Here is a 13,951-nt window from a genome sequence, read left to right as displayed (position 1 = left end):
CGTCGTGAGGGAAACGCGTTGCCCGGGAAAAGCGCTATTCTATCGGCTCCCATCCCTTCGGTGCACCGGCCATGAATCCCCTGTACAGCGTTGCCCAGATCCGCGATGTCGAACGCCTTTGCGCCACAGCCCTGCCCGGCGGCACGCTGATGGAACGCGCCGGTCGCGCCGGCGCGGACACGGCCCTCGACCTGCTGCCTTTTGCCACCGACGGCGCCAGCGTGCTGGTGCTGGCCGGGCCCGGCAACAATGGCGGCGACGCCTTCGAGGTCGCCGCGAACCTGGCGCATGCCGGTGCCCACGTCTCCATCGTTCACCTTGCGCCAGCGCGCACCTCGGCGCCCGAGCGGGACCGGGCATTGCAGCGCGCCGAGGCCAGCACGGCCCGTTTCGTGGACCTTCCGCCGGAGGCCATCGCGGCCCGCGACTGGCACCTCGTGGTCGACGGCCTGTTCGGCATCGGCCTGCAACGCCCGCTCGACGGCGTGCCCGGCGCGCTGGTGGACGCCGTCAACGCGCTCTCCTGCCCGATCCTCGCGCTGGACGTGCCCAGCGGGCTCGATGCGGATACTGGCTGCATCGTCGGCGCCGGCCAGACAGGCAATATCGGCGGCCGCGCGGTGCGCGCCACACACACCATCACGTTCATCGGCGACAAGCCCGGCCTCCACACCTGCGACGGTCGCGACCACGCCGGCGACATCATCGTCGCCAGCCTGGACCTGCCGGCGGCATCGCTCCCGCCGGCGTCGATGCACCTGAACGATCCGGCGTTCTTCGCACGCCATGCGCGCGTGCGGCGCCACAACAGCCACAAGGGCAGCTATGGCAATGTCTTCGTGCTGGGTGGCGCACCGGGCATGGCCGGCGCCCCCGTGCTGGCCGGCAGGGCCGCGCTGCAGGGCGGCGCGGGCCGCGTCTACCTGTGCTTTGCGGGCGAACCGCTGCCCGTGGATGCGGGACAGCCCGAACTGATGTGCCGACCCGCACGGGATATCGACTTCGCCGGCGGCGTGACCGTGGCCGGGCCTGGGCTCGGCAACGGTGACGAGGCCGCACGCCTGCTGGCACGCGCGGTGGCATCACGGCAGCCGCTGGTACTCGACGCGGATGCGCTCAACCTGCTCGCGGCGGATCCAGCGCTGCGAGGCGCCGTGGCGAGCCGCGCCGCGCCCACGCTGGCCACGCCCCATCCGCTCGAAGCGGCACGCATGCTGGGCAAGCCGATCGACGCGGTGCAGGCCGATCGCCTTGCGGCCGCCCGCACACTGGCCACGATGCTGAACGCTTGCATCGTGCTGAAAGGATCGGGCACCGTCATCGCCGCACCGGACGGCAGGGTTGCGATCAATCCGACCGGGAATGCCGGCCTGGCCACCGCGGGCACCGGCGACGTGCTGGCCGGCCTGGCCGGGGCGCTGCTGGCACAGGGCTGGCCCGGCTGGGAAGCGACGCTGGCCGCCGTCTGGCTGCACGGCATCGCGGCCGACATGCTGGTGGCGGAAGGCACCGGGCCGATCGGCCTGACGGCCAGCGAACTGATTCCCACGATGCGCGTGGAGTTGAACCGGCTCGTGGCGCAACAGCACACCCAGCCGGCCGCCCAGCGGTCGCGCTGAACAGCGATCGACCTACACGAGGCGGCCGGCGGCGATCGTGATCGTGCGGCCGCAGCGCGCCGCCATTGCCGGGTCGTGCGTCACAAGGACCAGCGTGGAACCGTGCTCGCGATTCAGTTCGAACATCAATGCGATGACGGCTTCGCCGGTGGCGGCATCGAGGCTGCCCGTCGGCTCGTCCGCCAGCAGCAATGGTGGCTGCGTGACAAAGGCGCGCGCCAACGCCACGCGCTGCTGTTCGCCGCCGGACAGGTATTTCGGATAATGCTTCAACCGGCTCGCCAGGCCCACGCGTCCCAGCATGGCCTCGGCCTTCGGGCGGGCATCGCCATCACCGGCCAGCTCGAGCGGCAACATCACGTTTTCCACCGCCGTCAGGTGCGGCAGCAGCTGGAAGGACTGGAACACGAAGCCCAGCTTGGCCTTGCGCAGGGCGGCGCGGCCGTCCTCGTCGAGCGCGAAGATATCCGTGCCATCGATCAGCACCTTGCCATCGCTCGGCGTATCGAGGCCAGCCAGCAAGCCGAGGAGCGTGGACTTGCCGGATCCGGATGCGCCCACGATTGCCAGCGTCTCGGCCTTTTGCACGGTAAAATCCACGCTGTGCAAAATGGTGAGCTCGCCGCTTGCATCGGCTACGCGCTTGGTCAGGCCCGTTACCGCGATCGCCGCCGCGCCGGCCACGGCGCCGGCGCCGGCGCCGTGCCCATTGTCGTGCGCATTGTCGTGCGCATTATTGTGCGACGTTGCAGGCGAGCTTGGAATGAAATTGCTGGTCGCGTGAGGAAAATCTGGCATGGTCGAAGGTCTGCTTGGCTTGGTTGAAAAAATCAGTTCCGGAATCGGTTCGCGGTTCTGTTCGTGCCTTTGCGCCATGCTGCTGCTGTGGGGCAGCCCGGCGAGCGCCTATTCTGCCCCAAAAACGCTGCTCGTGGTGGGCGACAGCCTGTCCGCCGAATATGGCCTGGCGCGGGGTACCGGCTGGGTCGCGCTGCTCGAGGGCAAGCTGCGGGCGCAGAAACTCGATATCCGCATCGTCAACGCGAGCGTCAGTGGCGAGACCACCAGTGGTGGCCGTACACGCCTGCCGGCGCTGCTGAAGAAGCACCAGCCGGACTACGTGGTGCTCGAACTGGGTGCCAACGACGGGCTGCGCGGCCTGCCTGTGCCTGCCGCCGACGGCAACCTGCGCGCGATGGTGAAGGCGGCGCGGGGCGCGGGTGCGCGCGTGCTGCTGGTCGGCATCCGCATTCCGCCGAACTATGGCCGCGACTATTCGGAAAAATTCTTCGCGATGTACAAGGCGATCAGCCGCGACGAGAAAGTGGCCCTGGCGCCGTTCATGCTCGATGGCGTGGCCGAGAAGATGGAGCTGTTCCAGGCCGACCGCATCCACCCGCTGGCCACCGCCCATCCCCTCATCCTGAACAATATCTGGCCGCACCTGCTGCCCATCCTAAGGACGCAATGAAGTATCCCGAAATCCTCCCCATCGACGACGTGCTGGCCCGGCTCGACGACTTCGACACCATCATCGATGTGCGCACCCCGGCCGAATTCGCGCTCGATCACCTGCCGAACGCAATCAACTGCCCGGTGCTCGACGACGAGCAGCGCATCGTCGTGGGCACGCTGTACAAGCAGGCCGGCCCTTTCGAAGCCAAGAAGGTCGGCGCGCCAATGGTGGCGGCGAACGTCGCCCACCATATCGACACGCTGTGGCACGCCAAGCCGCGCGAGTGGAAGCCGCTGGTCTACTGCTGGCGCGGCGGCAACCGCAGCGGCTCGATGGCGCATATCATGGCGAAGATCGGCTGGCCGGTGGTGCAGCTCGAGGGCGGCTACAAGGCATTCCGCAACCGCGTCAACGCCGACCTGGAGCATGCGCCGGAACTGGACTTCCGCGTGATCTGCGGCACCACCGGCAGCGGCAAGACGCGGCTGCTGGACACGCTGGAATCGATCGGCGCCCAGGTGCTGGACCTGGAGCAGCTGGCGGCGCACCGTGGTTCGGTGCTGGGCAACCTGCCCTGCCAGCCACAGCCCACGCAAAAGGCGTTCGAGACGTCGATCTGGGACCGGCTGCGCCGCTTCGACCCGGCGCTGCCGGTCTTCGTGGAATCGGAAAGCAAGAAGGTGGGTGCGCTGCGCGTTCCCGCCGCGCTGATGGAGCGCATGCGCGCCTCGCCGTGCGTCGCATTGCAGGTAGCGCGCGAGCACCGCGTACAGCTGCTGATCGAGGACTACCAGCACTTCGCCTGCAATGCCCCGGCGCTGAACACGCAGCTCTCCTACCTGACCGACCTGCATGGCAAGGAACGGATCGGCAAGTGGCAGCACATGGCGACCGAGGGGCGGATGCCGGAACTCGTCGACGAACTGCTCGTCGATCACTATGACCCGGCCTACGCCCGTTCGATCCAGCGCAATTTCACGCAGTACGACCAGGCTCGCGCCGTCGAACTGCCGGACATCTCGCCGGCTTCCTTCCTGGCCGCCGCGCGGTCCCTGCACGAAGACTGAGTCATCGCGCGCACGCAATGAAAACGCAATGAAAAAGCCACCCGAGGGTGGCTTTTTTCGTTGGCTGCACGCCGCCTTTACTGGGCGTCGCCGGCCTTCGCGTCGGTAAGCGGACGCATGATCTTGACCTTGGCCTTTTCCTTCAGCACTTCGACGTAGTTCAGCATGTCCTGCTGGGCGACGATATTGCCGATCTGTTCACGGGCCGACGCCAGGCGCGCTTCGTCGGCGGCGGCAGGCTGGTGCACGGCGCCGATCCGGTAGATGCCATAGCCCATGCCCGGCAGCTCCACGCCCACGTAGGCCGGCAGCTTCGACACGTCGGCTTTGAGCACGGCACGCGCGACAGGCTGCGGCAGGTTCTGGGCGTTGGCACGAGAGACCTTCTGGACCGGGCTGAAGCCAGTCGCATCGTCGGCCTTCTTCAGCGCAGCCAGCTTGGCCTCGCCCGCAGCCTTGGCGGCCTTCAGCGCTTCTTCCATCGTCACGCGCTGGCGGATCTGCGCAGCCACGTTGGCCAGCGGTTGTTGCGATGCCGGCTTGAATTCGACGATACGGCCGGAAACCAGCGTGCTCGGCGCCACTTCGACCGCTTCGGTGTTGCGCTTGTTCTTGACGGCATCGTCGGCAAACACCGCGGTGAGGAACTTCGCGTTGTTGTACGGTGCCGGCGCGGCACCCGCGGCCGGGGTACGTGTCACGTTGTCGGCCGTCTCGATCTTCAGGCCCAGCTTGTCCGCAACGGGCTTCAGGCTGTCCGCCTGCTCATACACGGTGTTGGTGAAGGTCTCCACCACTTCCGAATATTTCTTGCCGGCCTTCTGCTTCTTCAGGTCGGCCGCGATGTCCGTCTTCACATCGTCCAGCGGCTTGACGACCGATGGCTTCAGCGACGTCACGGTGATCAGGTGGTAGCCGAATTCGGATTCGACGACGTTGCTGATCTCGCCCTGCTTCAGCGCGAAGATCGACTGCTCCACCGATGGCACCAGCGAGCCTTTTTCGATCACGCCCAGGTCACCGCCCTGCTCGGCCGAACCCGGATCTTCCGACTTCGCCTTGGCGACCTGCGCAAACGTGCCCGGCGCCTTTTTCAGGTCGGCCAGGATCGCTTCGGCCTTGGCCTTGGCGGCGGCCTTGTCGGCCGGCTTGGCATCCTTGTTGACGGCCACCAGGATATGGCTGGCGCGGCGCTCTTCCGGTGCCGTGTAGCGGGTGGCATTCGACTTGTAGAACGCCGCCACTTCCTCGTCGGTCACGCTGACCTGGCTTTCGATCGCCTTGGCATCGAGCACCACATATTCGATACGCGCCTGCTCCGGCACGGCGTACTGCTTGGCGTTCTTGTCGTAGTATGCCTTGACCATCTCGTCGGTGACCTTCACGTTGGCCACGAACTGCTGCAGAGGCATCGCCAGTTCCTGCACGTCGCGCTCCTGTTCGGTCAGGTCGGTGACCAGCTTCGTCACGGTCCGTGGCGCGAACGCCGTGCCCTGGATGCCGCTGACGAGCTGCTGGACAGCCATGTCATGGCGCATCGTCTGCTCGAAGCCTTCCGGCGTGAGGCCGCTGTTGTTGGCCAGCGTTGCGCGGTAGCGCTCGATATCGACCTTGCCTTCCGGCGTGATCATGCCGGGAATATCCTTGATGCTGTCGAGGATGGCCTTTTGCAGTGCCGCGTCGCTGACCGTCAGGTGGCCGCGCACGACTTCGGACGTGACGGCGCGTTGCGCGATCAGGTTGTCCAGCACGCTCTGGCGGAACTCGGGGGTGTCGAACATCTTCTGGTCGAACTGCTCGCCGAAGCGCTGGCGGTACTGGTCCAGCTGGCGGCGCAGCGCGTTATCGAACTCCTGCTGGGTCACGACCTTGCCGTCGACCTTGGCGAGCGTCGTCGCGCTGTCGCCCATGCTTTCGTAGCCCTGCACGCCAACGAACACGAACGATGGAATGATCAGGATCGCCAGCAAAATCTGCATCAGTTTTTGATGCGTACGTATGAATTCAAACATGGCCAATTTATCAGGTTATGCATTACAAAAAAAAGGCGAACGTTAGCGTTCGCCCCTTTCGCTGCTCACGCGATTATAGGGGCGGTGTTCCGATGTAGCAAGGTGAGCATTTGAATTTTCGGCAAGGTTGAGTGGGGTGGGGAACGTGGGACGGGCGCGCGTGCGGCCGGCGGAGCGTGCGGTTGGCGACAGGTGGGACGGACGCGCGTGCGGCCCGTGGAACCTGCGGTTGGCGGGACGCATGCCGGGTGGCTGAGCAGGCTTGGCTGCGCCTACGCGAAGCGGGGCTTCGCGCGGTCGTGATCCCCTGCGGGGGAGCACTGGAGAATGAGGGAGAACGGACGAGCCAGCCCGGCTGGGCTGGCATCGCGGACGGGACTCGCCGACATCCTGCCGGCCGCAGAATCGCTGGTAAGCGAGCCGCAGCCCTGCATGGCTGCGGCGTTCGGCAGGCGCGAAGCAGTGCTTCGCGAAACCCCTGCCTTACTCCCTTCGATCCCCGCCGGACTCCTCGCAGGGGGAGTCCTCCGCTGCGCCAGAATCAGGACGAAAAAAAGCCTGCTTTCGCAGGCTTCTTTTTCTGATTCTGGCGGAGCGGACGGGGCTCGAACCCGCGACCCCCGGCGTGACAGGCCGGTATTCTAACCAACTGAACTACCGCTCCCGGTAGTGTCTCCGCTAGCGGAAACGATTTACTGCATTTGATGTCTGCGCACTGTAGCTGGCGGAGCGGACGGGGCTCGAACCCGCGACCCCCGGCGTGACAGGCCGGTATTCTAACCAACTGAACTACCGCTCCAGCAAACGCACAATACTGTTTACATCGTTACTTCACAGCAGCAACTTGAACTGCTGGTGGGCGCTGAGAGGCTCGAACTCCCGACCTAATCCTTGTAAGGGATCCGCTCTACCAACTGAGCTAAGCGCCCGTTGCCGGTCATTCGACCAGACCGGTGAACAGCAGGGCTGCTCACCGAAGGCAATTAGTTTACTGCATCTTTCAGCGCTTTACCAGCCTTAAATTTCGGTACTTTCGCTGCATCGATCGTGATCTCTTCCTTCGTGCGCGGGTTGCGGCCGGTACGGGCAGCGCGCTCGCTCACCATGAAGGTGCCGAAGCCGACCAGGGTAACGCTGTCGTTCTTGGCCAGAGTGGTGGTTACGCCATCGATCATCGCGTCCAGGGCACGCGCCGCGGCCGCCTTGGAGATATCAGCGGAAGTGGCGATATGGTCGATCAGTTCAGTCTTGTTCACAGCTTGTTCCCCGTCACAAAGGTTTAAATCGTTTATACCGTTTATTTCGTTTTTCAGGACGAAAGCGGTACTTTCAAGGCAGAGAAAAATCTCAGGCCGTATTAAACAAGCCGGGCTTGCTCTGTGTCAAGGCGTCAATATGTAAAAAACACCCTCTGAAACGCAAAACAGGCACCCTCGGGTGCCTGTTTTTCACGACGCGCCGTAAAACGTCAGTGCTTGACCACTTCCGTCGGGCCATCCGCCTTCTGCGTGGCTGCCGCGACCGGCTCCACGGCAGGCACTTCGGCGAGCGGTTCCGGCTGGCGTTCCAGGGCGATTTCCAGCACCTTGTCGATCCAGCGCACCGGCACGATCTCGAGCTTGTTCTTGACGTTGTCCGGAATCTCGGCCAGGTCCTTCACGTTCTGCTCGGGGATCAGCACCGTCTTGATACCGCCGCGGTGAGCCGCCAGCAGCTTTTCCTTCAGGCCGCCGATCGGCAATACCTCGCCGCGCAGCGTGATCTCGCCCGTCATCGCCACGTCGGCGCGAACCGGAATGCCGGTGAACACCGACACCATCGCCGTCGTCATCGCGATACCGGCGGACGGACCGTCCTTCGGCGTCGCGCCTTCCGGCACGTGGATGTGGATGTCCTGCTTCTCGAACACTTCCGGCTTGATGCCGAGGCGCTGCGCGCGGCTCCTGACGACCGTGCGGGCAGCCTCGATCGATTCCTTCATCACGTCGCCCAGCGTGCCGGTGCGCAGCACGGCGCCCTTGCCTGGCATCGCAACCGATTCGATCGTCAGCAGGTCGCCACCGACCTCGGTCCAGGCAAGGCCGACCACCTGCCCCACCTGGTTCTCCTTCTCGGCCACGCCAAAATCATAGCGGCGCACACCCAGGAATTTATCGAGGTTCTTCGGCGTGACGATGACCTTCTTCTCGGTCTTCTTCAGCAGCAGCAGCTTGACGACCTTGCGGCAGATCTTCGACACTTCGCGTTCCAGCGAACGCACGCCGGCTTCGCGGGTGTAGTAGCGGATCACGTCGCGGATGGCCGCTTCGCTGACCGACACTTCACCTTCCTTCAGGCCGTTGTTCTTGATCTGCTTCGGCAGCAGGTAGCGCAGCGCGATACTGGTTTTTTCATCCTCGGTATAGCCCGACAGGCGGATCACTTCCATCCGGTCCAGCAGCGCCGGCGGGATGTTGTACGAGTTCGACGTGGCCACGAACATCACGTCGGACAGGTCGAAGTCCACCTCGATGTAGTGGTCCGAGAACGTGTGGTTCTGTTCCGGATCCAGCACCTCGAGCAGGGCCGACGACGGATCGCCGCGGAAGTCCGCGCCCATCTTGTCGATCTCGTCCAGCAAGAACAGCGGATTACGCACGCCGACCTTCGCCAGCGACTGCAGCACCTTGCCCGGCATCGAGCCGATGTAGGTACGGCGGTGGCCGCGGATCTCGGCTTCGTCGCGCACACCGCCGAGCGCCATCCGCACGTACTTGCGGTTCGTGGCACGGGCGATCGACTGGCCCAGCGACGTCTTGCCGACACCCGGAGGGCCGACGAAGCAAAGGATCGGCGCCTTCAGCTTGTCCACGCGCTGCTGCACCGCGAGGTATTCCAGGATGCGTTCCTTGACCTTCTCGAGGCCATAGTGATCCGTGTCGAGCACCTTCTCGGCGTTGGACAGGTCGCCGTTGACCTTGGATTTCTTCTTCCAAGGCAGCGACACCAGCGTGTCGATATAGTTGCGCACCACAGTGGCTTCGGCCGACATCGGCGACATCAGCTTCAGCTTCTTCAGCTCGGCATTGGCCTTGTCCAGTGCCTCCTTCGGCATCTTGGCGGCCTGCACCTTCTTCTCGAGTTCGTCGAAATCGGCGCCCTCTTCGCCTTCGCCCAGTTCCTTCTGGATGGCCTTGACCTGTTCGTTCAGGTAGTACTCGCGCTGCGACTTTTCCATCTGGCGCTTGACGCGGCCACGGATGCGCTTTTCGACCTGCAGGATATCGAGCTCGCCTTCGAGCTGGCCGAGCAGGTGCTCCAGGCGCTTGGCGACATTGAAGATCTCGAGGATCACCTGCTTCTGTTCCAGCTTCAGCGGCAGGTGGGCGGCCACCGTATCGGCCAGGCGGCCGGCGTCATCGATGCCCGACAGCGAAGCGAGGATCTCGGGCGGGATTTTCTTGTTCAGTTTGACGTACTGGTCGAACTGCTGCACGATCGCGCGGCGCATCGCCTCAATCTCGGAATCGTCGCCGATTTCGGAATCGAGAGGCTGCAGCTCGGCCACGAAGTGCGTGGGCGTATCGGTAATCTTGCGGATGCGTGCGCGCTGCGCGCCTTCGACCAGCACCTTCACGGTACCGTCGGGCAGCTTCAGCATTTGCAGGATGTTGGCAACGCAGCCGATTTCATAAATATCGGTGGGAGAAGGTTCGTCCTTTGCGGCAGCCTTTTGTGCGGCAAGCATGATGCTCTTGCCTTGCTCCATTGCCGCTTCCAGCGCCTTGATCGATTTTGGACGCCCCACGAACAGGGGTATCACCATATGCGGGAAAACGACGACATCCCGTAAAGGCAACAACGGCAGTTGGGTCTGCTCAGTTAATTTGGAAGTTGTCATGGCGTACCTTATGTAAAAGCATGTTTATGATGTAGGCACTCGCAGCCGAATCACAAGACCCGCCGCCAGAATAATTCTTCTCAACACATTAACTTTGCTGAAAACATTGGCGGCGCTGCTCTAAAAGTCAGCAGAAAATAAAAAAGCCACGCGCGACGAGCGCCGCGAGTGGCTTTTCGAGTGAAGCCTGCTTCTCTTATTGGTTTCGATTGTACTGCGTTGCTCTAAGGATGCAAAACGCTTTTTTCGACCTGTGTGCAGGCCTTGGTTTCTTGATAAATCAATTCTCGCCGGACGCTTTTGGCGACTCCTGATAAATCAACAACGGCTTTGCACCTTGGGTAATGGTGTTTTCGTCGATAACCACTTTCGTGACATTCTGCTGATTCGGCAGGTCATACATAATGTCCAGCAGTGCATGTTCCAGGATCGAACGCAGGCCACGGGCACCGGTCTTGCGGGCCAGCGCCTTGCGGGCGATCGCGTGCAGCGCGGCCGGGCGGATTTCCAGTTCCGCGCCTTCCATTTCCAGCAGCTTGCCGTATTGCTTGATCAGCGCATTTTTCGGCTCGACCAGGATCTGGATCAGCGCCTCTTCCGTCAGCTCGGCCAGCGTGGCCACCACCGGCAGGCGGCCGACCAGTTCGGGGATCAGGCCGAACTTGATCAGGTCTTCCGGTTCCGCTTCCAGCAGGATATCGCTGTTGGAACGCTGTTCCTGGCTCTTCACGGTGGCGGAGAAGCCGATGCCGCTCTTTTCCGAACGGTTCGAGATGATCTTCGCCAGGCCGTCGAACGCGCCGCCGCAGATGAACATGATGTTCGTGGTGTCGATCTGCACGAAATCCTGGTTCGGATGCTTGCGGCCACCTTGCGGCGGCACGGAAGCCATCGTGCCTTCGATCAGCTTCAGCAGCGCCTGCTGCACGCCTTCGCCGGACACGTCGCGGGTGATCGACGGGTTGTCGGACTTGCGCGAGATCTTGTCGATCTCATCGATGTAGACAATGCCGCGCTGGGCTTTTTCCACATCGTAGTTGCAGCTCTGCAGCAGCTTCTGGATGATGTTTTCAACGTCTTCGCCCACGTAGCCGGCTTCGGTCAGCGTGGTGGCGTCGGCGATGACGAACGGCACGTTCAGCATGCGCGCCAGCGTTTGCGCCAGCAGGGTCTTGCCGGAACCGGTCGGGCCGACGAGCAGGATATTGCTCTTGGCCAGCTCGACGTCGTCCTTCTTGCCGAGGTGTTTCAGGCGCTTGTAGTGGTTGTACACCGCCACCGACAGGATGCGCTTCGCCGTTTGCTGGCCGATCACATACTGGTTCAGCAGCTCGGCGATTTCGTGGGGCGTCGGCAGGTCCGACTTGGCGCCCGTAACGGATTCGATGCTGGACGTCTCGTCGCGGATGATGTCATTGCACAAATCAATGCACTCGTCGCAGATGAAGACGGAGGGCCCGGCGATCAGCTTCTTGACCTCGTGCTGGCTCTTGCCGCAGAAGGAGCAGTACAGAAGTTTTTCGCCGCTGGAAGATTTTTTGTCGGACATGGGACGTTTTCTTTAGTTACAAGAATGGGTGCTGCACGCATTGCTGACTGTGCCGCTGAATGAGCCGCCGGACAGCCGCAAAATGATACGCCGTTCAGATCCACAGTAAGACATGACGTAGCGTACACATGCGGCATTCAGACGTGGCGTGTGATGGAGCAAGAAGTCCTGCACACAACCACATGCTACCCGAAATAAAAATAAAACGCCCGGAACGGTGTGGCGTCCGGGCGTAATTTTCGCGTTTTGGCTCGCGCTAACCGCTACCGGCCTGGGTCGAATCAAGCGCGGGTCGTCAGCACCTTGTCGATCAGGCCATATTCGGCGGCCTCGTCACCGGACATGAAGCGATCGCGGTCCGTGTCCTTGGCGATCTGGTCGATCGTCTGGCCGGTGCGTTCCGCGAGGATACTGTTCAGGCGATGACGCAGGTACAGGATTTCCTTCGCCTGGATCTCGATATCGGAAGCCTGGCCTTGCGACCCACCGGAAGGCTGGTGGATCATGATGCGCGAATTCGGCAGCGAGAAACGCTTGCCCTTGGCGCCGGCGGCCAGCAGGAAGGCGCCCATCGACGCGGCCATGCCCGTGCACAGCGTCGACACATCGGGTTTAATGAACTGCATCGTATCGAAAATCGCCAGGCCAGCCGAAACCGAACCGCCAGGCGAATTGATGTACAGCGAGATGTCCTTGTCGGGATTCTCGCTCTCCAGGAACAGCAGCTGCGCCACGATCAGGTTGGCCATCTGGTCGTTGACCGGGCCGACCATGAAGATCACGCGCTCTTTCAGCAGGCGCGAGTAAATGTCATACGAGCGCTCGCCACGGCCGCTCTGTTCGATCACCATCGGCACCAGGCCGAGCATTTCCGTGTCCAGCGCCGGATTGCGGTTCATTCCGATCATTCCTTTTCCTTGTGAAACGCACCGGCCGGCTGAAGTCCGCAACATCACGTAACTTGCAGCCGGCCGGTGCCGGATGTTGTGCGACAGGCTTACTTAGCCCTGTGCTGCGCTTCCCATCAGTTCGTCGAACGGCACTTCCTTCGCCGACGTCTTCGACAGGCCCAGGACGTAAGTAACGACGTTTTCTTCCAATACAAGGGCTTCCACCTCGGCCAGGCGGCGACGGTCGCTGTAGTAGTACTTCAGCACTTCGCGCGGATCTTCATAGCTCTGCGCGAAGTCTTCGATCTGCGCCTTCACCTGTTCCGGCGTGGCTTGCAGTTCGTTGTCGCCCACCAGCTTCGACAGGATCAGGCCCAGGCGCACGCGGCGCTCGGCCTTGTCCTTGAACAGCTCCGGAGGGAATGGTACATCTTTTACGTTCATGCCGCGGGCGGCCATGTCCTGGCGGGTCATCTCGGCCAGGCGCTCGGTGTCCTGGTCGATCAGCGCCTGGGGCACGTCCAGCGTGGCGGTGTTCACCAGCGCATCCATCACGGCTTCCTTGTTGCGCGCCTTGACACGGCCGTTCACTTCGCGCTCCAGGTTGACCTTGATGTCATCGCGCATCTTGGCCAGGTCGCCATCGGCCACGCCCAGCGATTTCGCGAACTCGGCATCGACTTCCGGCAGGTGCGCCCATTCCAGCTTCTTCAGCGTGATGGTGAACTCGGCGGTCTTGCCGGCCACGTCCTTGCCGTGGTAATCCTCCGGGAAGGCCAGCGGGAAGGTCTTCGCCTCGCCCACTTTCAGGCCCACGGTCGCGGCTTCGAATTCCGGCAGCATGCGGCCTTCGCCCAGCACGAACACATAATCCTCGGCCTTGCCGCCGGCGAACTCTTCACCGTCGATCTTGCCCACGAAATCCACGGTCACGCGGTCGCCGTTGGCGGCCACGGCTTCGCCGCCGTCGCCGTGCTCGCCCGCCTCACCCTTGGTGTGGAAGTGCACGCGCTGCTTGCGCAGGATATCGATCGTCTTGTCGATCTCGACGTCGGTCACGGACGACTTCACGGTCTCGACCTCGACCTGCGACAGGTCGCCGATTTCCACTTCCGGGTACACCTCGAACGTGGCGTCGAAGGCCAGCTGGCCTTCCGGCGAACCTTCTTTCGGTTCGATCTTCGGGAAACCGGCAACGCGCAGGTTGTTTTCGTTGGCGGCGTCGTTGAACGCGCGGCCCACTTTATCGTTCAGCACTTCGGTTTCGATCTGGTAGCCATACTGGGCCGCCACCATCTTCATCGGCACCTTGCCCGGGCGGAAGCCGGGGGCGCGCGCGGACTTGGCTTGCGCCTTCAGGCGCTTTTCCACTTCGGAGCGGACGTCCGACAGCGGGAAGGAAATCGTGAGTCGGCGTTCGAGTTTGCCCAAGTTTTCGACAGCAGTTGCCATGTAAAGATCGTCCAAAAAATTTGTGA

Annotated in this window: 10 protein-coding genes and 3 tRNA genes; 3 read left to right on the top strand and 10 right to left on the bottom strand. The window is 62.9% G+C overall.

Annotated features, from left to right (window positions below; all coding sequences use genetic code 11):
• Window positions 1–71: 71 nt before the first annotated feature.
• A complete protein-coding gene (locus tag EWM63_RS27265; RefSeq protein ID WP_130189329.1) occupies window positions 72–1,619 on the top strand; it encodes an NAD(P)H-hydrate dehydratase in 1,548 nt (515 codons plus the stop codon).
• 12 nt (window positions 1,620–1,631) lie between these two features.
• Here the strand turns inward: EWM63_RS27265 and EWM63_RS27260 are convergent, their stop codons facing one another.
• Window positions 1,632–2,270: an ABC transporter ATP-binding protein gene (locus EWM63_RS27260; protein ID WP_229487997.1), complete on the bottom strand. Its 639-nt coding sequence runs from the start codon at window positions 2,268–2,270 to the stop codon at window positions 1,632–1,634.
• Window positions 2,271–2,493: 223 nt separating this feature from the next.
• On the opposite strand from EWM63_RS27260, the gene EWM63_RS27255 reads away from it, so the two are divergent.
• Window positions 2,494–3,090 carry an arylesterase gene (locus tag EWM63_RS27255; protein ID WP_130189327.1) on the top strand — a complete coding sequence of 199 codons (597 nt, stop codon included), beginning with the start codon at window positions 2,494–2,496 and terminating at the stop codon, window positions 3,088–3,090.
• A complete protein-coding gene (mnmH, locus tag EWM63_RS27250) occupies window positions 3,087–4,142 on the top strand; it encodes a tRNA 2-selenouridine(34) synthase MnmH (protein WP_130189326.1) in 1,056 nt (351 codons plus the stop codon). Before EWM63_RS27255 ends, mnmH begins: the two co-directional genes overlap by 4 nt.
• A gap of 77 nt (window positions 4,143–4,219) precedes the next feature.
• On the opposite strand, the gene EWM63_RS27245 is transcribed toward mnmH, so the two are convergent.
• From EWM63_RS27245 to tig, 9 genes are all read right to left on the bottom strand, one after another.
• The gene (locus tag EWM63_RS27245; protein WP_130189325.1) at window positions 4,220–6,154 is read right to left on the bottom strand and encodes a SurA N-terminal domain-containing protein; all 1,935 of its coding nucleotides are present in this window, start codon (window positions 6,152–6,154) and stop codon (window positions 4,220–4,222) included.
• Window positions 6,155–6,741: 587 nt separating this feature from the next.
• Window positions 6,742–6,818: transfer RNA gene (locus tag EWM63_RS27240), tRNA-Asp, on the bottom strand.
• A 58-nt stretch (window positions 6,819–6,876) separates the two neighbouring features.
• A tRNA-Asp gene (locus tag EWM63_RS27235) sits at window positions 6,877–6,953 on the bottom strand.
• 54 nt (window positions 6,954–7,007) lie between these two features.
• Window positions 7,008–7,083: transfer RNA gene (locus EWM63_RS27230), tRNA-Val, on the bottom strand.
• Between the two features lie 54 nt (window positions 7,084–7,137).
• Window positions 7,138–7,410, bottom strand: coding sequence for an HU family DNA-binding protein (locus EWM63_RS27225; protein WP_107142294.1), 273 nt, complete (start codon window positions 7,408–7,410; stop codon window positions 7,138–7,140).
• Window positions 7,411–7,622: 212 nt separating this feature from the next.
• A complete protein-coding gene (gene lon, locus EWM63_RS27220) occupies window positions 7,623–10,034 on the bottom strand; it encodes an endopeptidase La (protein ID WP_130189324.1) in 2,412 nt (803 codons plus the stop codon).
• Between the two features lie 280 nt (window positions 10,035–10,314).
• A complete protein-coding gene (gene clpX, locus EWM63_RS27215; protein ID WP_130189323.1) occupies window positions 10,315–11,583 on the bottom strand; it encodes an ATP-dependent Clp protease ATP-binding subunit ClpX in 1,269 nt (422 codons plus the stop codon).
• Window positions 11,584–11,864: 281 nt separating this feature from the next.
• Window positions 11,865–12,482 (bottom strand): ATP-dependent Clp endopeptidase proteolytic subunit ClpP, encoded by a 618-nt coding sequence (gene clpP / locus EWM63_RS27210; protein ID WP_371861255.1) that lies wholly within the window; start codon window positions 12,480–12,482, stop codon window positions 11,865–11,867.
• A 102-nt stretch (window positions 12,483–12,584) separates the two neighbouring features.
• Window positions 12,585–13,925 carry a trigger factor gene (tig, locus tag EWM63_RS27205; protein ID WP_130189321.1) on the bottom strand — a complete coding sequence of 447 codons (1,341 nt, stop codon included), beginning with the start codon at window positions 13,923–13,925 and terminating at the stop codon, window positions 12,585–12,587.
• Between the last annotated feature and the right edge of the window lie 26 nt (window positions 13,926–13,951).

The sequence above is a fragment of the Pseudoduganella lutea genome (genome assembly GCF_004209755.1).
GTDB lineage: Bacteria > Pseudomonadota > Gammaproteobacteria > Burkholderiales > Burkholderiaceae_D > Rugamonas > Rugamonas lutea.
This window is presented reverse-complemented; position numbering and strand designations above follow the sequence as displayed.